General features: G+C 61.9%; 17 protein-coding genes. 8 read left to right on the top strand and 9 right to left on the bottom strand.

Annotated elements, in window-relative coordinates; translation table 11 throughout:
- Positions 1 to 387 precede the first annotated feature (387 nt).
- Positions 388 to 1,890 (top strand): exopolyphosphatase, encoded by a 1,503-nt coding sequence (gene ppx, locus HX803_RS07985; RefSeq protein ID WP_178919936.1) that lies wholly within the window; start codon positions 388 to 390, stop codon positions 1,888 to 1,890.
- A gap of 145 nt (positions 1,891 to 2,035) precedes the next feature.
- On the opposite strand, the gene ppk1 is transcribed toward ppx, so the two are convergent.
- Together ppk1 and hemB are read right to left on the bottom strand one after the other, a co-directional pair.
- Positions 2,036 to 4,258: a polyphosphate kinase 1 gene (ppk1, locus tag HX803_RS07980; RefSeq protein WP_176996883.1), complete on the bottom strand. Its 2,223-nt coding sequence runs from the start codon at positions 4,256 to 4,258 to the stop codon at positions 2,036 to 2,038.
- Positions 4,259 to 4,276: 18 nt separating this feature from the next.
- Positions 4,277 to 5,290 carry a porphobilinogen synthase gene (hemB, locus tag HX803_RS07975; RefSeq protein WP_178919935.1) on the bottom strand — a complete coding sequence of 338 codons (1,014 nt, stop codon included), beginning with the start codon at positions 5,288 to 5,290 and terminating at the stop codon, positions 4,277 to 4,279.
- A 208-nt stretch (positions 5,291 to 5,498) separates the two neighbouring features.
- On the opposite strand from hemB, the gene HX803_RS07970 reads away from it, so the two are divergent.
- Positions 5,499 to 6,134: a DedA family protein gene (locus HX803_RS07970; protein WP_178920097.1), complete on the top strand. Its 636-nt coding sequence runs from the start codon at positions 5,499 to 5,501 to the stop codon at positions 6,132 to 6,134.
- Here HX803_RS07970 and HX803_RS07965 read toward each other — a convergent pair.
- Positions 6,115 to 7,350 carry a sterol desaturase family protein gene (locus HX803_RS07965; protein ID WP_178919934.1) on the bottom strand — a complete coding sequence of 412 codons (1,236 nt, stop codon included), beginning with the start codon at positions 7,348 to 7,350 and terminating at the stop codon, positions 6,115 to 6,117. The genes HX803_RS07970 and HX803_RS07965 overlap by 20 nt on opposite strands.
- A 116-nt stretch (positions 7,351 to 7,466) precedes the next feature.
- On the opposite strand from HX803_RS07965, the gene elbB reads away from it, so the two are divergent.
- Positions 7,467 to 8,132 carry an isoprenoid biosynthesis glyoxalase ElbB gene (gene elbB / locus HX803_RS07960; RefSeq protein ID WP_178919933.1) on the top strand — a complete coding sequence of 222 codons (666 nt, stop codon included), beginning with the start codon at positions 7,467 to 7,469 and terminating at the stop codon, positions 8,130 to 8,132.
- 128 nt (positions 8,133 to 8,260) lie between these two features.
- On the opposite strand, the gene HX803_RS07955 is transcribed toward elbB, so the two are convergent.
- On the bottom strand, positions 8,261 to 8,716 hold the full coding sequence (locus tag HX803_RS07955) for a YaiI/YqxD family protein (RefSeq protein ID WP_178919932.1): 456 nt from the start codon (positions 8,714 to 8,716) through the stop codon (positions 8,261 to 8,263).
- Positions 8,717 to 8,887: 171 nt separating this feature from the next.
- Positions 8,888 to 10,783, bottom strand: a complete 1,896-nt coding sequence (locus HX803_RS07950) for a cytochrome c/FTR1 family iron permease (RefSeq protein ID WP_178919931.1) — start codon at positions 10,781 to 10,783, stop codon at positions 8,888 to 8,890.
- Between the two features lie 268 nt (positions 10,784 to 11,051).
- Between HX803_RS07950 and HX803_RS07945 the strand changes: the two genes are divergently transcribed.
- Genes HX803_RS07945 through HX803_RS07930 form a run of 4 tightly spaced genes read left to right on the top strand, consistent with a single transcriptional unit; the run spans position 11,052 to position 14,198 of the window.
- Positions 11,052 to 12,449, top strand: a complete 1,398-nt coding sequence (locus HX803_RS07945) for a COG3014 family protein (RefSeq protein WP_178919930.1) — start codon at positions 11,052 to 11,054, stop codon at positions 12,447 to 12,449.
- Positions 12,450 to 12,459: 10 nt separating this feature from the next.
- Positions 12,460 to 12,831 carry a YcfL family protein gene (locus tag HX803_RS07940; RefSeq protein ID WP_038844227.1) on the top strand — a complete coding sequence of 124 codons (372 nt, stop codon included), beginning with the start codon at positions 12,460 to 12,462 and terminating at the stop codon, positions 12,829 to 12,831.
- Positions 12,832 to 12,866: 35 nt separating this feature from the next.
- Complete coding sequence (lpoB, locus tag HX803_RS07935; protein WP_178919929.1) at positions 12,867 to 13,454, top strand: penicillin-binding protein activator LpoB; 588 nt, start codon at positions 12,867 to 12,869, stop codon at positions 13,452 to 13,454.
- A 3-nt stretch (positions 13,455 to 13,457) separates the two neighbouring features.
- Positions 13,458 to 14,198 (top strand): penicillin-binding protein activator LpoB, encoded by a 741-nt coding sequence (locus HX803_RS07930; RefSeq protein ID WP_176996891.1) that lies wholly within the window; start codon positions 13,458 to 13,460, stop codon positions 14,196 to 14,198.
- A gap of 122 nt (positions 14,199 to 14,320) precedes the next feature.
- Here HX803_RS07930 and HX803_RS07925 read toward each other — a convergent pair whose 3' ends face one another.
- From HX803_RS07925 to HX803_RS07915, 3 genes are all read right to left on the bottom strand, one after another.
- A complete protein-coding gene (locus tag HX803_RS07925; protein WP_178919928.1) occupies positions 14,321 to 14,953 on the bottom strand; it encodes a LysE family transporter in 633 nt (210 codons plus the stop codon).
- Between the two features lie 88 nt (positions 14,954 to 15,041).
- Positions 15,042 to 15,614 (bottom strand): mechanosensitive ion channel family protein, encoded by a 573-nt coding sequence (locus HX803_RS07920; RefSeq protein ID WP_178919927.1) that lies wholly within the window; start codon positions 15,612 to 15,614, stop codon positions 15,042 to 15,044.
- On the bottom strand, positions 15,614 to 17,524 hold the full coding sequence (locus tag HX803_RS07915; RefSeq protein ID WP_178919926.1) for an ATP-binding cassette domain-containing protein: 1,911 nt from the start codon (positions 17,522 to 17,524) through the stop codon (positions 15,614 to 15,616). Before HX803_RS07915 ends, HX803_RS07920 begins: the two co-directional genes overlap by 1 nt.
- A 50-nt stretch (positions 17,525 to 17,574) precedes the next feature.
- Between HX803_RS07915 and HX803_RS07910 the strand changes: the two genes are divergently transcribed.
- The gene (locus HX803_RS07910; RefSeq protein WP_178919925.1) at positions 17,575 to 18,033 is read left to right on the top strand and encodes a TIGR02444 family protein; all 459 of its coding nucleotides are present in this window, start codon (positions 17,575 to 17,577) and stop codon (positions 18,031 to 18,033) included.
- Here the strand turns inward: HX803_RS07910 and HX803_RS33100 are convergent.
- On the bottom strand, positions 18,030 to 18,287 hold a 258-nt coding region (locus HX803_RS33100), incomplete at its 5' end, for a hypothetical protein (RefSeq protein ID WP_372339903.1). The two genes, HX803_RS07910 and HX803_RS33100, sit on opposite strands and share 4 nt — an antisense overlap.

Genomic DNA, 18,287 nt, shown 5'->3' with positions numbered 1-18,287 from the left:
TAAATAAATAACACCACGGCAAAATCGCCGAGTGACAGTCTGTCGCTTTGACACTTAACTTAGAAATAAGACCACACCTTGATTCTCGTGGGAGCGGTTAAAACAATCTGTCATTTGTACCTGATCAAACAGTAGTCTCAACTAAAATTACGATGTGGCCCAAAGCATCTAGCCTGTAGGCCGAGTCGAATTCTGAAGAACAACACACGAGAGTTAAAAAATCCTACAGAGTTGCAGCATCTCTCGGCTGATGCCTGAAAAGGCAACCTACATTTCCTACAGCGACTTCCCGCAAGCACCCTCAGACAAATTCCCGCAGCACTACGCGTTGGCGTCAGCGGTCGATCGTGGCACGATGGCAAGGTTATCGACCGAGACCCCCAAACCATGCCGCAATCCCAAGCCAAGAATCTGTCCCTGATCGCCGCCATCGACCTGGGCTCCAACAGCTTTCACATGGTCGTGGCCAAGGCCCAGAATGGCGAAATCCGCATCCTTGAGCGGCTCGGCGAGAAAGTGCAGCTGGCTGCCGGGATCGACGACGAGCGCCAGCTCAACGAAGAATCCATGCAACGCGGCCTCGATTGCCTCAAGCGTTTTGCCCAACTGATCAACGGCATGCCCCTGGGCGCCGTACGGATCGTCGGCACCAACGCCCTGCGTGAAGCGCGCAACCGTGGCGAATTCATCCGCCGCGCCGAAGAGATCCTAGGGCACCCGGTAGAAGTCATCTCCGGCCGTGAAGAGGCCCGCCTCATCTACCTCGGCGTGTCCCACACCCTGGCTGATACACCCGGCAAACGCCTGGTCGCCGATATCGGCGGTGGCAGTACCGAATTCATCATTGGCCAGCGTTTTGAGCCGCTGCTACGTGAAAGCCTGCAGATGGGCTGCGTCAGCTACACCCAACGCTATTTCAAAGACGGCAAGATCACTCCGGCGCGCTACGCCCAGGCCTACACAGCGGCGCGACTGGAGATCATGAGCATCGAGCATGCCCTGCATCGCCTGACCTGGGATGAAGCCATCGGCTCATCCGGCACCATCCGCGCCATCGGCCTGGCCCTCAAGGCCGGCGGCCATGGCACCGGCGAGGTCAACGCCGAAGGCCTGGCATGGCTCAAGCGCAAGCTGTTCAAGCTGGGGGATGCCGAGAAGATCGACTTCGATGGCATCAAGCCCGACCGCCGTACCATCTTCCCGGCGGGCCTGGCGATTCTCGAAGCCATCTTCGATGCCCTCGAACTGCAACGCATGGACCACTGTGACGGCGCCCTGCGCGAAGGCGTGCTCTATGACCTGCTGGGTCGCCATCATCATGAAGACGTGCGAGAGCGCACCCTCACGTCGCTGATGGAGCGTTATCACGTCGACCTGGAACAGGCTGCGCGCGTGGAACGCAAGGCCCTGCACGCCTTCGACCAGGTGGCCGAAGACTGGGACCTGGAAGACGGTGTCTGGCGCGAGCTGCTCGGCTGGGCCGCCAAGGTCCATGAAGTGGGCCTGGACATCGCCCACTACCATTACCACAAGCACGGCGCCTACCTGATCGAGCACTCCGACCTCGCCGGTTTCTCCCGCGAAGACCAACAGATGCTCGCGCTGTTGGTGCGTGGCCACCGTCGCAACATTCCCCGGGACAAGTTCGCCGAGTTCGGCGACGAAGGCATCAAGCTGATTCGCCTGTGCGTGCTGCTGCGCTTTGCGATCCTGTTCCACCACATCCGTGGCACCCAGGAAATGCCCCAGGTGACCCTGCGCGCCGACGGCGACAGCCTGGACGTGGTGTTCCCCAAAGGCTGGCTGGATGAAAACCAGCTGACCCAGGCGGACTTCGCCCAGGAAGCCGAGTGGCTGACGCGGGTGGGTTTTAGCCTGAACCTGCGTTAACCACACCGACCTGTAGTGAGCGGGCTTGCCCCGCGCTGGGTGGCGAAGCCGCCCCAAACAAAACGCCGCGGTGTTTGAGAACAACCGCGGCGTCGGGTTTCAGGGCCCAGCGCGGGGCAAGCCCGCTCACTACAAAGGCCTGCTGTCAGTTCACCGACAGAATCGGGCTACCCAACTTCTCCAGCAACGTCGCCTGCGCACTGCGCGGGTTCTGGTTGCCGGTTGGCGTGTTGCGCACGTAGCGGCCGTCCGACTGCAGGCTCCAACTGTGGGTGTTGTCGGTGAGGTAGCTTTCCAGCTCCTTCTTGACGCGCATGATCAGCTTCTTGCCCTCCACCGGGAAGCAGGTCTCTACCCGCTTATCGAGGTTGCGCTCCATCCAGTCGGCGCTGGAGAGGAACATCTGCTCTTCGCCACCGTTGAGGAAGTAGAACACTCGCGTGTGCTCCAGGAAGCGGCCGATGATGGAACGCACATGGATGTTGTGCGACACACCGACGATGCCCGGGCGCAGGCAGCACATGCCACGCACCACCAGGTCAATGCGCACGCCGGACTGGCTGGCCTTGTACAGCGCGCGGATGATCTTCGGATCGGTCAGCGAGTTGAACTTGGCAATGATGTGCGCCGGCTTGCCGTCGAGGGCGAACTGGGTTTCGCGGGCAATCATGTCGAGCATGCCCTTCTTGAGGGTGAACGGCGCGTGCAGCAGCTTCTTCATGCGCAAGGTCTTGCCCATGCCGATCAGCTGGCTGAACAACTTGCCGACGTCTTCGCACAAGGCGTCGTCGGAAGTCAGCAGGCTGTAGTCGGTGTAGAGCTTGGCGTTGCCGGCGTGGTAGTTGCCGGTGCCCAAGTGGGCGTAACGCACGATCTCGCCGGCTTCGCGACGCAGAATCAGCATCATCTTGGCGTGGGTCTTGAAGCCGACCACACCGTAGATCACCACCGCACCCGCCGCTTGCAGGCGGCTGGCCAATTGCAGGTTGGACTCTTCGTCGAACCGCGCACGCAGTTCGATCACCGCGGTGACTTCCTTGCCGTTACGCGCAGCGTCAACCAAGGCATCGACGATTTCCGAGTTGGCACCGGAGCGGTACAGGGTCTGGCGTACGGCCAACACGTGCGGGTCCTTGGCAGCCTGGCGCAGCAGGTCGACCACCGGGGTGAAGGACTCGAATGGGTGCAACAGCAAGATGTCCTGCTTGCTCACCACGCTGAAGATGTTCTCGCTGTTTTGCAGCAGTTTCGGGATCTGCGGGGTGAACGGGGTGTACTGCAGCTCGGGGTGGCTGTCCAGGCCGGTGATGCTGAACAGGCGCGTCAGGTTCACCGGGCCGTTGACCTGGTACAGCTCGGTCTCGCCCAGGTTGAACTGCTTGAGCAGGTAGTCCGAGAGGTGTTTCGGGCAGGTGTCCGCCACTTCCAGGCGCACCGCATCGCCGTAACGGCGCGAGAACAGCTCGCCGCGCAGGGCACGGGCCAAGTCTTCGACATCTTCGGAGTCCAGCGCCAGGTCGGCGTTACGGGTCAGGCGGAACTGGTAGCAGCCCTTGACCTTCATGCCTTGGAACAGGTCATCGGCGTGTGCATGGATCATCGACGACAGGAATACATAGTTGTCGCCAGGGCCACCCACCTCTTCAGGTACCTTGATGATCCGTGGCAGCAAGCGTGGCGCCGGTATGATCGCCAGGCCGGAATCGCGGCCGAAGGCGTCGATACCTTCCAGCTCGACGATGAAGTTGAGGCTCTTGTTCACCAGCAACGGGAACGGGTGCGTCGGGTCGAGGCCGATCGGGGTGATGATCGGTGCGATCTCGTCGCGGAAGTAGCGGCGCACCCACGTCTTGATCTTGGTGGTCCAGTGGCGGCGACGGATGAAGCGGACCTGATGTTTTTCCAGTTCCGGCAGCAGGATGTCGTTGAGGATCGCGTACTGGCGGTCCACATGGCCGTGCACCAGCTCGCTGATGCGTGCCAGCGCCTGGTGGGGTTGCAGGCCGTCTGCGCCGGCTTGCTCACGGGCGAAAGTGATCTGCTTCTTGAGGCCGGCCACGCGGATCTCGAAGAACTCGTCCAGGTTGCTGGAGAAGATCAGCAGGAACTTGAGCCGTTCCAGCAACGGGTAGGACTCATCCAGCGCTTGTTCCAGCACGCGGATGTTGAATTGCAGTTGTGACAGCTCGCGGTGGATGTACAGGCTGCTGTCATCCAGGTTGGTGACGGCGGCCACCGGGGCCGGCACAGGCGGCTCGGCCACCACGGCGGGCGGTGCGGGCTCCAGCTCCGGCGGGGTCTCGGTGACTTGTTCAACCACCGGGTGAGCGTCTTTTACAGCAACTTCGGAGAGTCCTTCGGTATTCATCGAGTGTTCCTGTGAGGGCTATTGTTGCTCTCTAAGCAATTGGGCAGCGCGGGCGGCGAAGTAGGTCAGAATGCCATCAGCGCCAGCACGTTTAAAGGCAGTCAGGGATTCGAGGATCACCCCTTCACTCAACCAACCATTCTGGATCGCGGCCATGTGCATGGCGTATTCACCGCTGACCTGATAGACAAAGGTCGGCACTTTGAATTCCTCTTTGACCCGGTAAAGGATGTCCAGGTAGGGCATCCCGGGCTTGACCATCACCATGTCGGCGCCTTCGGCCAAATCGGCCGCCACTTCGTGCAGGGCTTCCTGGCTGTTGGCCGGGTCCATCTGGTACGAGGCCTTGTTGGCCTTGCCCAGGTTCAGCGCCGAGCCCACCGCATCGCGGAACGGGCCGTAATAGGCACTGGCGTACTTGGCCGAATAGGCCATGATCCGCACATTGACGTGGCCAGCCAGTTCCAGGGCTTCACGAATCGCCTGGATGCGGCCGTCCATCATGTCCGACGGTGCAACCACCTGGGCGCCTGCAGCGGCATGGGACAAGGCTTGCTTGACCAGCGCGTCGACGGTGATGTCGTTCTGAACATAGCCGTCTTCGTCAAGAATGCCATCCTGGCCGTGGGTGGTGAACGGGTCCAGCGCCACGTCGGTGATCACCCCCAGCTCCGGAAAACGCTCGCGCAGGGCGCGGGTGGCGCGCTGGGCAATACCCTCAGGGTTCCAGGCTTCAGCGGCATCGAGTGATTTGAGTTCAGACGGCGTCACCGGAAACAGCGCCAGCGCTGGAATTCCCAGTGCGACCCAACCGGCCGCTTCGATCAACAACTGATCGATGGTCAAGCGCTCCACACCCGGCATCGAGGCCACCGCTTCGCGCCGGTTTTCACCGTCGAGCACAAACACCGGCAGGATCAGATCATTCGTCGTCAGTACATTTTCACGTACGAGGCGGCGAGAAAAATCATCACGACGATTGCGGCGCAGACGGGTGGCGGGGAACAGGCGATTGGCAGGGGTAAAGCTCACGACAGACTCCTGAGCCCGCGTTTACGGGCGAGCGTTGCAGTTATAAGCGGCCATTATGACGAAGGAATGACAGTTGTGCTTATCGATGCGACCTGTAGTCGCATTCGTCGTTTATGTAGGAATTGTTCACTTCGTGACACATCTCGATACTTTCATGAATGTTCACGAAGGCGTAGGCTGCGCGTTCATTTCGCCAGCACCCCAGACCATGCTTCAACAATTTCTGCATGACTTCGGCTACTTTGCGCTCTTCCTGGGCACCTTCTTTGAAGGCGAGACCATCCTGGTTCTCGCAGGCTTCCTGGCGTTCCGTGGCTACATGGATATCAACCTGGTGGTGGTCGTTGCCTTTTTCGGCAGCTACGCCGGCGATCAGCTTTGGTATTACATGGGCCGCAAGCACGGCCGCAAGCTGCTGGCGCGCAAGCCGCGCTGGCAATTGATGGGTGACAAGGCTCTGGAGCATATCCGCAAGCACCCGGATATCTGGGTGCTGAGCTTTCGCTTCGTCTACGGATTGCGCACGGTCATGCCCGTGGCGATCGGCCTTTCCGGCTATCCGCCGCTGCGCTACCTGATCCTCAACGGCATTGGCGCCGCGATCTGGGCGGTGGCATTGGGGGCTGCGGCGTATCACTTCGGCGCCGTGCTGGAAGGGATGCTGGGCAGCATCAAGAAATACGAGCTGTGGGTGCTCGGCGCGTTGCTGGTACTGGGCTTCGGCCTGTGGCTGCGCCGCCGGGTCAAGAACGCGCGCATCGCCCGCGAGGCCTGTGCCGACGCCAAGGCCCGGCTCGCGGCCGGGCAGGCCTCGGTAGAAGCGCCTAAGACGCCAGTCGAGTAAGTCGGCTTCTGCAGCAGTAGAGGCCGATCACACTGAGCAGGCTGTAGCTCACCAGGCCCAGCCAGCCCAGGTTGCTGGCCGGCCATAGCCCCACCAGCGGCGCCAGCCATACCAGCGGTACATTCAGTGCCAGGCGCACCAGCTCGGCCTTCAGGGCCCAGGGGCGATTCTCCAGCGCCACGCCCAGGGTAAACAGCCCCAACGCCATCACGCTCCAACCCAGGATCAGCGCCGCAGTGGGCAACCCCTCGCCAAAATTCATCAGATAGCTGCCAAACCCCACATACGCGGCAAATTGCAGGGCGATGTACACCTGTTGGCGCACATCCAGCGGCACCTCGAATTTGCGGAACTGGCTCAGGTCCGGCTTGGCCATCGGGTACTTGGCCTTCACATCCGCCGGGCGCCAGCCGGTGCGCATGAACCAGATGCGCAGTTTGTCCCACCAACTTTCTGTACGCCGCGCGTCACTCCACAGCTGTGCATAAAACTGCAGGTTGGCCCACAGCGGGTTCCAGCTGGCCAGGGGCGTGGTCACGCCGAAAATCACCGGCTCGTTGTCGTCCTCCTCCTGGAAGGAACCGAACAGCCGGTCCCAAATAATGAACACCCCGCCGTAGTTGCGATCCATGTAGAGAGCGTTCTGTGCATGGTGGGCCCGATGATTGGACGGCGTGACGAAGAACCACTCGTACCAACCGAGTTTGGGCACGTGACGGGTGTGTACCCAGAATTGGTACAGCAGGTTGAGCGACGCGACGCTGATAAACACCACCAGTGGCACGCCGACCACGGCCAGCGGCAGGTAGAAGATCCAGCTCAGCAGAAAGCCGGTGCTGGTCTGGCGCAGTGCGGTGCTGAGGTTGTAGTCCTCACTCTGGTGATGCACCGAGTGCGCGGCCCACAGGATATTGCGCTCATGGCCCATGCGGTGCAGCCAGTAGTAGCAGAAGTCGTAGAACACAAAGGCGAACACCCAGGTCCACACGCTTTGGGCTGGCAATTCGAAGAGCGCCAGGTGCTTGAGCGCGAAGGCGTAGGTCAGAATCCCTACCCCTTTGGTCAACAAACCCGTGGTGGTGGACAGCACGCCGGTGCTGAGGCTGTTGATGGCGTCCGCCACCCGGTAGTTGCGCTCACCGCGCCAATGGTCGACAAGCAGCTCCACCACGATCAAGGCGATGAAAAACGGTACCGCGTAAGGCACGAAGTCCATGGTCTGGTCCGGTCTATTTTTGTTACATCAAGATTAGGTGCAGCGGCGCGAGATCCCATTGGCAACAGATGACAAATTAGTAGACATTTAACGCCATGACCCCAGGAGAAATGCCCATGAGCAAAAAGATTGCAGTGATCCTTTCCGGCTGCGGCGTTTACGACGGCGCAGAGATCCACGAAAGCGTGATCACCTTGCTGCGCCTGGACCAGCGTGGCGCTCAGGTCCAATGTTTTGCCCCCGATATTGCGCAACTGCACGTGATCAACCACCTCACCGGTGAAGAGATGCCCGAGTCGCGCAACGTGCTGGTCGAATCCGCGCGGATCGCCCGAGGTGACGTGAAAGATCTTCGCGAAGCCAATGCCGAAGCGTTTGATGCGCTGATCGTGCCCGGTGGCTTTGGCGCAGCCAAGAACCTGTCCAACTTTGCCGTGCAAGGCGCCGCGTGCAGCGTCAACCCGCAGGTACTGGAGCTGGCCGAAGCGTTTGCCGAAGCGGGCAAGCCAGTGGGGCTGATCTGCATCTCGCCGGCGCTGGCCGCGAAGATCTACGGCCCGGGCGTGACCTGCACCATCGGCAACTGCGCCGACACGGCAGCCGCCCTGGACAAGATGGGCGCCACCCACCAGGAGTGCGCCGTCGAAGACATCGTGGAAGACAAGGCGCGCAAGCTGGTGAGCACGCCGGCCTACATGCTGGGCAAGAACATCAGCGAAGTGGCGTCAGGCATCAACAAGCTGGTGGACCGGGTGCTCGAACTCACTCACGAGAACGACTGAGCATCCCATTGAACGTAGTGAGCGGGCTTGCCCCGCGCCGCGGTATACCAGGCGCCTCACGCTTACCTGACACACCGCGGCGCGGGGCAAGCCCGCTCACTACAAGGGGTGGCGCGTCAGTGGCCCAGTCAGGGTTGGCGCATCAGCCGTGTGAGTAGACGGTCCAGGGCATTGGCGAAGGCCTGCTTGTCCTTGTCGCCATGGGGTGCTGGCCCACCGCCCATCTGGCCCTGTTCGCGCAGGTCGGTGAACAGGTTGCGCACCGCCAGCCGCTCACTCATGTTCGCCGGGCTGAATTCCTTGCCCCGTGGGTCGAGGGCCGCTACGCCCTTCTTTACCAGACGGTCAGCCAGGGGCACATCGCTGCAGATCACCAACTCACCGGGCACCGCGTGTTCCACCAGGTAATCGTCCGCCGCATCCGGCCCGCTGGGCACCACGATCAGCTTTACGCACGAGAAGCTCGGCTTGATCTGGCTCTGCCCCGCCACCAGCACCACGTCGAACTGGCGCTTGAGGGCGAACTTGACCACCTGGTCCTTGGCCGCCCGAGGACAGGCATCGGCATCGATCCATACGCGCATCCATCCACCTTCTCATTAACAACATAGATCCAGTGTAGGAGCGGCGGTGCGACGATTCGACTTGCTCGCGAAAGCGGTCTATCCGTTGATGAATGCATCGACTGACACTCCGTATTCGCGAGCAAGTCGAATCGTCGCACCGCCGCTCCCACATTTTTTGACCGCGTTCGTTCAAGCGGTAACGCGGCGTTTCTCGGCCAACCGACTGCGACCATACAGCACCACAATCGCCAGGATCGCCAGCGCCTGCGCACTCAGCGAGTAAGCGTCGGCGTGAATACCCAGCCAGTCGAAGTCAAAGAACGGCACCGGCCGCGTACCGAAGATGCCGGCCTCTTGCAACGCCTTCACGCCATGCCCGGCAAACACCACCGACAACGCACACAGCAGCGCCGCGTTGATGCCGAAGAACAGCGCCAACGGCAACTTCGCCGAACCGCGCAGGATCACCCAGGCCAGGCCCACCAGCAGCACCAGCGCCGTGGCACCGCCCGCCAGCACCGCGTTGTGCCCGGCGGGCCCGGCTTGCAGCCACAGGGTTTCGTAGAACAGGATCACTTCGAACAACTCGCGGTACACCGAGAAGAACGCCAGCATCGCAAAACCGAAGCGACCGCCGCCGCCCACCAGGCTGCTCTTGATGTAATCCTGCCAGGCCGCGGCATGGCGTCGGTCGTGCATCCACACCCCCAGCCACAACACCATCACACTGGCGAACAGCGCCGTGCAGCCTTCGAGCAACTCACGCTGCGCACCGCTCACGTCAATCACATACGCCGCCAATGCCCAGGTGGCCAAGCCGGCCAGCAATGCCAGGCCCCAGCCCGCGTTGACGCTGCGCACCGCCGATTGCTGGCCGGTGTTACGCAGGAACGCGAGGATCGCCGCCAGCACCAGGATCGCTTCCAGGCCTTCGCGCAGCAGGATCAGCAAGCCAGAGATGTAGCTCAGCGACCAACTCAGACCATCGCTGCCCAGCAAGCCGGCCGACTCGGTGAGCTTGCCCTTGGCCACGTCCAGGCGCTGTTGCACCTGTTCGACCGGCAACCCGTCCTGCAACGACTGCCGGTAAGCCATCAAGGCCTTCTCAGTGTCCTTGCGGACGTTGGCGTCGACGTTGTCCAAAGAGCTTTCCACCAGCTCGAAGCCTTCCAGGTAGGCTGCGACGGACAGGTCATACGCCTGCTCGTGGTCACCGTTGCGGAACGCGGCGAGGCTCTTGTCCAAGGTGGTCGCGGTGTAGTCCAGCAACTGCGCCGGGCCACGTTTGACCTGCGGCGGCTGGGCACGCTGGGCGCGGAATGTCGCCGCCGCACCGGGGCCGTTGGCGGCGAGCACTTCATTGGGGGTCTGGCGCGCCAGGTCAGCGAGGTTGAACGGCTGCTCGCTCTTGGCCGCCGCCGGGTCGGCGGTAAAACCGGCGATGTAGGTGGCCAGGTCCCAGCGCTGGCGGTCGTCCAGCTGGTCGGCGAACGACGGCATGTCAGTGCCTTCAACGCCCAGCCCAAGGGTGTTGTAAATCGCATAGAGGCTCAGGCGATCCAGGCGCGTGGCATCACGCAGGTTGGCGGGTGGCGGGGTCATGCCCATGCCCGCCGGGCCATCACCGGCACCGGCCGTGCCGTGGCACACCGAGCAATGCTGGGCGTAGAGCGGTGCACCCCGAGTCGGGTCAGGCGTGATCGCCGGGGCCTGGCTGACTTCATACGCCACGGCCAGCTTGGCGCCCAGCTGACGGGCTTGGCGAGCGACAGCAGCGCCATCTTCGTGGGCAGTTACAGCGGCTAACAATTCGTCGACGCCTTTGATCAACGCCTCACGCTCTGGCCTCTGTGGCAGTTCTGCCACCAGGCCCTGCAACACCCCGAGAAACTCGACCTGTTCACGGTATTCGGATTCGTCGATAACCTTGCCCGCCTCCACCGTTGGCGGGTAGTCGGCACCAATGTAATCCAGCAAATGCAGGGCTTGCGGGGCGCCCTCAGCGGTAGCGGCCAACAGGCTGAAGCTGCACGACATCAGCGCCGGCAGCAGCAGCCAGGCGAGAAAGCGAAAGGGGGCAGTCATGAATGAATCTCAAAGGGAAATACGAAGTAACACATTGTCAAACCTTAAAGGGTTTGACTCAAGGCGTTAGTGAATTGGCGTTTGGAAGGCTGGGGCTTTTTTAGAAATGTGATGCTGGCATTTTGTGGATTGAATCACATCAATAAGCCATTGTTTTGCCAGTAATGGCGCTTATAATGCCGCGCCCTGTTAGTGCGAAAGGGAATTTCGTTCCTCGTTTTTATGAGGAATCACCTCACCGGCTGAATACTTTCAGGGAAGAAGTTACATGGCATTTCGCGCCTTACCTCCGCTCGCGCTCGTGGCGGTTACCTTGCTCTCCGGCTGTTCAATGTTCCGCAGCTACGACACCGAGCTGCAAGCCACCAACCAGCAATTGGCCACCGGCAATGTCGACGGCGCCCTGACCCTACTGGAAAAGAACAACACCGGCGAAGACAAGGACCTGCTCTATTTCTTCGAAAAGGGTGAGTTGTTGCGGGCCAAGGGCGACCTGACCGGCAGCCAGACCGCGTGGCGCAGCGCCGACCTGCAAGTCTACAAGTGGGAAGAGTCCGTCAAGTTCGACAGCGAGAAGTACCTCGCCCAGTTCGGCAGTTTCCTGGTCAACGACAAGGTGCGTCGCTACGAAGGCTATGACTACGAAAAGGTCATGCTGACCACCCAGATGGCCCTGAACCTCCTGGCCCTGAACGACTTCGACGGTGCCCGCACCGAAATCAAGAAGACCCACGAACGCGAAGCGGTGATCGCCGACCTGCGCGACAAGGAATACCTCAAGCGCGAGGACGAAGCCCAGCGCGAAGGCGTGACCACCCAGATGAAAGACCTGAGTGGCTACCCGGTGGAAGCCTTGAACGCGCCAGACGTGGTTGGCCTGAAAAACAGCTACCAGAGTGCGTTCAGCCATTACCTGGCCGGCTTTGTCTACGAAGCCCTCGGCGAAAAAGACCTGGCCGCCCCTGGTTACCGCAAGGCTGCCGAGCTGCGCCCCAACACCCCGCTGCTGGAGCAGGCGTTGCTGGACCTGGACAAGTCCAAGGTCGAGGCCGATGAAACCGATGTGTTGATCGTGGTCCAGAGCGGCCTGGCACCGGCGCGTGACTCCATTCGCCTGCCACTGCCGATTCCTATCGACGGCCATCTGGTGATCACGCCGCTGTCGTTCCCGGTGATCAAGGCCGACACCTCTACCGCGACCTTCGCCCAGATTGGCGTCGACGGTAAACAGCAGAACCTCACGGCACTCAACAGCACCACCGCCATGTCCCGCCGCGCCCTGCGCGATGACATGCCAGGCATCATCCTGCGCACCACGGTGCGTGCGGTCAGCCGTGGCGTGGCGCAAAACAACCTGAACAAGACCAACCCCATGGCCGGCCTGGTGCTGGGCATCGCCTCGGCCGTCACCGAGGGCGCCGACACCCGTACCTGGCGCACCTTGCCGGACATGACCCAGGTGACCCGCCTGCGCCTCAAGCACGGCGAGCATCAGGTCAGCCTGCCCAATGCCCTGGGCGGCACGCTGGTGACGGTCAAGGCCGATCAGCGCTACCAGGTGATCACCTTGCGCGTGGTCGGCAACCAGGTATTCGCCGGGGGCCTCGCCGCCCATGTCGTACCAAGCAGCACGCCCCAGGCCATCGCCACACTCAAGCAACCTTAAGGAGCACGCTATGCGTCATTTCATCCTCGGCGCCCTGGCGCTGGTCCTGCTCGCCGGCTGCGCCACCCCGCCGCCACCGGAGCCCGGCAGCGCTGCGAGCAAAATCGTGGTGATGGGCAAGTTCAAGGGTATCGCCGTCGGCGCCATCCGCGTTGCACGCGAGAACGGCTTCCTTACCGCCAAGGTGCAGTTGAGCAACATCACCAGCAGCAACCAGACGATGTATTACCGCTTCGCCTGGCTGGGCGCCGATGGCTTCCCGGTGGGCGACGAAGAAACCTGGAAAGTGCTGAACCTGTACGCCAACCAGGCGACCTTCCTGCCGGCCATTGCCAACCTGCCCCAGGCGGCGGACTTCCGCCTTGAAGTCAAGACGCCTTGAGCCGTTCCCCTTTTTCGTTTCAGAGAGAATTCCCCATGTTTGCACGCTTCTCGATGCTCGCTGTCATTGCCCTGCTGGCCAGCGGCTGCTCCAATACCTCGCCTGTACTGGGCAGCAAGAACATCAGCTACGGTGACACCAAGGCCGTGGAAACGGTGACCAACGAGTTCGGTTCCACCGACTTGCAGATGATCGCCGAAAGCATGACCCGTTCCCTGGCCCAGTCCGGCATCTTGCAAGGCCGCCCGGTGGTGCAGGTGTATGACGTGAAGAACAAGACCAGCGAGTACATCGATACCCGCGAGATCACCACGTCGATCAAGACCCAGTTGATGAAGACCGGCACCGCGCGCTTCGCCAGCGACAATACCGACATGCAGAGCCAGGTCGACCAGCTCAAGCTGCAGAACCAGAGCGGCCTGTACAAGAAATCCACCGTCAGCAAGACCGGCAACATGGTTGCCGCCAAGTACCGCCTTGAAGGCTCCATCAGCTCCATCGTCAAGCGCAGCTCGGACTACAAGGACGTGTTCTACAAGTTCAGCCTGCAGCTGATCGACGTCGAGAGCGGCCTGGCCGAATGGATGGACGAGAAAGAAATCCGCAAGACCACGGAGCGCTAAGCAATGCGTGCATGGATCGGCATGATCGGCCTGCTGTGCGCCTTTGGCGCCGAGGCCGCCCCGAAGATCGCGGTGACCGACCTGGCCTACGAGGCGCGGGTCGAGGAGTACATCCACCAGGTTTCGGCGAGCAACAACTACCAGGCGAGTGCCTACAACGCCAGCGGTGCCTCGAACTACAGCGAGTACGAGAGCCGTACCAGCTACATCGAGCAGACCGAGCTGCGTAAGTTCAGCGGTGACATCAAGGGCGAGATCCTCAAGTCCCGCCAGTTCCAGCTGGTGCAAGGCACGCCCTACACCGCCGATGCCAAGGGTGACGTCTACGACGTGATCAAGCGCATCAAGGCCGGGCACTTCAAGGGGGCTGACTACGTGCTGTTCGGCACGCTATCGGACATCGACTTCACCCAGGACATCAACGCCATCGACCGCACCAACAGCTACTCGGCGGTGCTGGGCCTGACGCTGGTAGCGGATTTCAGCCTGATCAATACGCGCACCTACGAGATCACCTCGGCGTTCACCGCCATGGGTGAAGGCCAGGACACCAAGTTGGTGAACAGCCGTGACGTGCGCGTGAGCCTGAACCGGCCGCGTGTTGTGAAGGAAGTGTCGAAAGCGCTGGGCGAAGATGTGGCGCGTCAGTTGGCGGAGCAGTTGGGTGGTGGGTACCAAGACCCAGGCAAGCCGGCGTTGCGCAACAACCTGCCAAGGGATGAGGCGCCGAAAATCCTGCGCTGAAACTCCATAGGTCGGCTAACACAAATCAATGTGGGAGCTGGCTTGCCTGCGATAGCGGTGTATCTGATACACCGCTATCGCAGGCAAGCCAGCTCCCACAGTTTTGATTCGGTTCCGCCAGGTCAGGCCGTGGCGCGATGCAAGCTGGCGAGGAAACCCGCCGCCCCTACAAACAACCCGGCAAACGTGCGGTTCATGCGTTTTTGCTGTTTTGGCGTGCGCAACAGGCGCAATACCTTCGACGCCAGCCCGGTATAGCCCGCCATCACGATCATATCCACGGTGATCATCGTCGCGCCCAGGATCAGGTACTGGATCAGCAGCGGTGCCTGCGGGTTCACGAACTGCGGCAGCACTGCCAGCATGAACACCAATGCCTTGGGGTTGCTGGCGTTGACCAGGAAACCACGGAACATCATCGCCATCGGTTTGCCGATCGGGCGCACGGCGGCGTCATCGGTCATGTCCATGGGCAAGGCGCGCCACTGCTTGATGGCCAGGTACACCAGGTACGCCACACCGAACCATTTGATCGCATAGAACGCGGTAGACGACGCTGCCAAAATGGCACCCAACCCGCCGGCCACAACGGCAATCTGCATCGCCAGGCCCAGTTGCAGGCCGATGGCGTTCCAGTAACCGCGCAGGAAACCGTATTGCAGGCCGCTGGACATCGAAGCGATGGCGCCCGCACCAGGAGAAAGGGAGATGATCCAACTGGCCACGAAAAAGGCCAGCCACGTATCGAGTGCCATTACACACCTCAGGAGGGAGTTTGCTGTGATGCCCTAAGCTAACTCCGCCGACCAAAGGCTGGCTATAGATTTTTACAAGATGTGAATGCTAGCGGTCGCCCGGGAACACGTGGTTACCTGGCCAACGCCGTACCGAACGCTGGAAGAACAGGCTGTTGGGCACTTGCACCATGGCACTGTCGGTACCGGCTTCCGCGACTTCGATCAGCGTGGTGTACAGCAAGTTGATCGCCACGACCCGGCCCTTGACGCCCGGCTTATCGACGGTATCCACCAACTCGACGATGTCGCCCAGGCGAAACGGCCCGACTGTGAAGATCAGAATGGCGCACAGCAGATTCGACAGCACCGACCACATGGCGAAGAACGCCACCGCCGCCACCGCCACAAACCCCGACAATGCTGTCCACAACACCGTGGCAGACACGCCCAGTCGGCCCAGCACGAAGATCAGCGCACTGCCCATGATCAACCAGCGCAAGCCGCCACGCAGCGGCATCAGCAGTTGCGGTGGGAACGGGTAGCGCTCACCCAGGCGGGTCAGGCCCTTGGCGACAAAACGCTGGGCCAGGTAACCGGCCAGCAGGATCAGCAGGATCTGCACGCCGATCCACACCGGTTCCACCCATTGCGCCGGCAGCGGCAGTTGCAGGGCTTCCATCAGGACAGCGCCTCCAGCTCCGCTTGCAAGGTTTCGAGCAGTTCGAGGGCTTCCATCCAGGTTTCCTCCAACTGCCCCTCGCGCACCTTGAGCTTGGCCTGTTCGGCCAGCAGGTCACGCAACTCGTCCTTGCGGGCGGCTTCGTACACCGCGCTGTCACCCAGGCTGGTCTCGATCTTGGCCAGGCGCTCGTGCACCTTGCCCAACTCGGCCTCCAGCTTGTCGGCTTCACGCTTGTGCGGCGCCAGCTGTTGGCGCAGCGCAGCAGCGGCCTGGCGCTGAGCTTTCTTGTCGGTCTTGTCCGGGTTGACCGGTGTGTTGCTGACCGGCGCATTGCGCAGGCGGTAGTCGGTCAACCAGCGCGCGTAGTCGTCGAGGTCACCGTCGAACTCTTCGACTTTGCCGTCAGCCACCAACAGGAAGTTGTCGGTGGTGCTCTTGAGCAAGTGGCGATCGTGAGACACCACCAACACCGCACCACTGAATTCCTGCAGGGCCATGGTCAACGCCAGGCGCATTTCCAGGTCCAGGTGGTTGGTCGGTTCGTCGAGCAACAGCAGGTTCGGACGGTCCCAGGCGATCAACGCCAGGGCCAGGCGGGCCTTTTCGCCGCCGGAGAAGTTCAGCACCGGCTCATCGATGCGTGCGCCACGGAAGTCGAAACCACCAAGGAAGTCGCGCAGCGTCTGCTCGCGCTCGGTCGGCGCCAGGCGCTGCAGGTGCAGCAACGGGCTGGCCTTGGAGTCGAGCGAGTCCAACTGATGCTGGGCAAAGTAACCCACCACCGTGTTCTCGCCACGGGTGAGGCGACCTGCCAGGGGCGAGAGCTCGCCCGACAGGTTCTTGATCAGCGTCGACTTGCCCGCGCCGTTGGGGCCCAACAGGCCAATGCGTGCGCCCGGCGTGAGCTGCAGCTTGACCTTCTCCAGGATGGTTTTATCGCCGTAACCCAGGCGCGCATCCGAGAGGTCCAACAGCGGGCTGGAGATCTTCACCGACTCGCGGAACACGAAGTCGAACGGCGAGTCGACGTGAGCGGCCGACAATTCTTCCATGCGCTCCAGCGCCTTGATCCGGCTCTGGGCCTGGCGGGCCTTGGTGGCCTGGGCCTTGAACCGGGCGATGTAGCTTTCCATGTGCGCACGTTGCGCCTGTTGCTTCTCGTAGGCCTGCTGCTGCTGAGCCAGGCGCTCGGCACGGGCACGTTCGAACGCGGTGTAGCCGCCACGGTAGAGGGTGATCTTCTTCTGTTCGACGTGGGCGATGTTGTCGACCACGGCGTCGAGGAAGTCCCGGTCGTGGGAAATCAGCAGCAAGGTGCCCTGGTAGCTCTTGAGGAAGTCTTCCAGCCACAGGATCGCATCAAGGTCCAAGTGGTTGGTCGGCTCATCGAGCAGCAAAAGGTCCGAAGGGCACATCAGCGCCTGGGCCAGGTTCAGGCGCATGCGCCAGCCACCGGAGAAGTCGGCGACCGGGCGGTCCATCTGTTCGTTGGTAAAGCCAAGGCCGGCGAGCATCTTGCGGGCACGGGCGTCGGCGGTATAACCGTCGGCGCTGTCGAGCTCCGAGTGCAGGCGCGCCAGGGCGGCGCCGTCCTGGGCCTTCTCGGCCTCGGCGAGGTCGTGCTGCACCTGGCGCAGGCGCAGATCGCCATCGAGCACGTAGTCGATCGCGATGCGGTCCAGGGTGTCGATCTCCTGGCGCATGTGGGCGATGCGCCAGTCGGCCGGCAGCAGGCAATCCCCGGAGTCCGGGGTCAGTTCACCCAACAACAGGGCGAACAACGTGGATTTGCCGGCGCCGTTGGCACCGATCAGGCCGGCTTTGTGACCGGCGTGCAGGGTCAGCTCGGCGTCTTCGAGAAGACGTTGCGGGCCACGCTGTAATGTTAGGCTTTGAAGTCGGATCATAATGGCGGCGGAGTCTACCAGCTTCGTTGGCCGCTGGCTTGGGTGTGAATATGTACGCTGACCTGTGGAGCTTTGCCCTTTCGACTTACGCCCGCTCGGGCTGCGAAGCCGCCTGCCTGCGCTTGCAGGAACAAGGGGCGGATGTATGCCTGTTGCTGTGTGGCGCCTGGCTGGAGCAACGGGGTGTAGCGCAGACACCCGAACGTCTGCAGGCGCTCAGACACGTCGCCAGCCCCTGGCAGGCACAGGTCATCGAGCCATTACGGCAAGTGCGTGTGCAATGGCGCGCCATCGCGCAGCAGGATGAGGTTTTGGAGAAGTTGCGGGAGCGGGTCAAAGCCCTGGAGTTGGATGCGGAGCGGGAATTACTGACGCGCCTGGAGGCAGCGGCGCAGGCATGGCCGACGGAGGAAGGTCAGCACAGATGGCTTGAAGGCTTGGCGACCGAAGCCGCCAACCTTGACCACGACGCGCTGCAACTGCTGCGCGCCGTGGCTGCCAGCACTTAGGAAGCGCTGGTTGGGGTCGTGCTTGGCGCTACCGGAGCAGGCGTGCTGCTGGCGGTTGCGGCTGGAGCAGTGGAGGCTGCCGGGGTAGCCGCTGGGGTGGCTGGTTTGGCCGGTGCTGGTTTTGCTGCAGCGGGTTTGGCAACGGCGGGTTTAGCTACTGGCTTGGCGGCCGGTTTCGCAGCAGCAGGTTTAGCGGCTGGCTTGGCGGCCGGTTTTGCAGCAGCAGGTTTAGCAGCTGGCTTGGCGGCTGGTTT

It is taken from the genome of Pseudomonas sp. P7548 (assembly GCF_013386585.1).
Lineage (GTDB): Bacteria > Pseudomonadota > Gammaproteobacteria > Pseudomonadales > Pseudomonadaceae > Aquipseudomonas.
Note: the sequence above shows the minus strand (reverse complement) of the source record. Positions and strands in the feature narration are given on the sequence as shown.

What these genes read in the sequence shown, in the direction of transcription:
- ppx (WP_178919936.1), top strand. Translation starts at nt 388, where the DNA reads ATGCCGCAATCCCAAGCCAAGAATCTGTCCCTGATCGCCGCCATCGAC.
- ppk1 (WP_176996883.1), bottom strand. Translation starts at nt 4,258, where the DNA reads ATGAATACCGAAGGACTCTCCGAAGTTGCTGTAAAAGACGCTCACCCG.
- HX803_RS07970 (WP_178920097.1), top strand. Translation starts at nt 5,499, where the DNA reads ATGCTTCAACAATTTCTGCATGACTTCGGCTACTTTGCGCTCTTCCTG.
- HX803_RS07965 (WP_178919934.1), bottom strand. Translation starts at nt 7,350, where the DNA reads ATGGACTTCGTGCCTTACGCGGTACCGTTTTTCATCGCCTTGATCGTG.
- elbB (WP_178919933.1), top strand. Translation starts at nt 7,467, where the DNA reads ATGAGCAAAAAGATTGCAGTGATCCTTTCCGGCTGCGGCGTTTACGAC.
- HX803_RS07955 (WP_178919932.1), bottom strand. Translation starts at nt 8,716, where the DNA reads ATGCGCGTATGGATCGATGCCGATGCCTGTCCTCGGGCGGCCAAGGAC.
- HX803_RS07950 (WP_178919931.1), bottom strand. Translation starts at nt 10,783, where the DNA reads ATGACTGCCCCCTTTCGCTTTCTCGCCTGGCTGCTGCTGCCGGCGCTG.
- HX803_RS07945 (WP_178919930.1), top strand. Translation starts at nt 11,052, where the DNA reads ATGGCATTTCGCGCCTTACCTCCGCTCGCGCTCGTGGCGGTTACCTTG.
- HX803_RS07940 (WP_038844227.1), top strand. Translation starts at nt 12,460, where the DNA reads ATGCGTCATTTCATCCTCGGCGCCCTGGCGCTGGTCCTGCTCGCCGGC.
- lpoB (WP_178919929.1), top strand. Translation starts at nt 12,867, where the DNA reads ATGTTTGCACGCTTCTCGATGCTCGCTGTCATTGCCCTGCTGGCCAGC.
- HX803_RS07930 (WP_176996891.1), top strand. Translation starts at nt 13,458, where the DNA reads ATGCGTGCATGGATCGGCATGATCGGCCTGCTGTGCGCCTTTGGCGCC.
- HX803_RS07925 (WP_178919928.1), bottom strand. Translation starts at nt 14,953, where the DNA reads ATGGCACTCGATACGTGGCTGGCCTTTTTCGTGGCCAGTTGGATCATC.
- HX803_RS07920 (WP_178919927.1), bottom strand. Translation starts at nt 15,614, where the DNA reads ATGGAAGCCCTGCAACTGCCGCTGCCGGCGCAATGGGTGGAACCGGTG.
- HX803_RS07915 (WP_178919926.1), bottom strand. Translation starts at nt 17,524, where the DNA reads ATGATCCGACTTCAAAGCCTAACATTACAGCGTGGCCCGCAACGTCTT.
- HX803_RS07910 (WP_178919925.1), top strand. Translation starts at nt 17,575, where the DNA reads ATGTACGCTGACCTGTGGAGCTTTGCCCTTTCGACTTACGCCCGCTCG.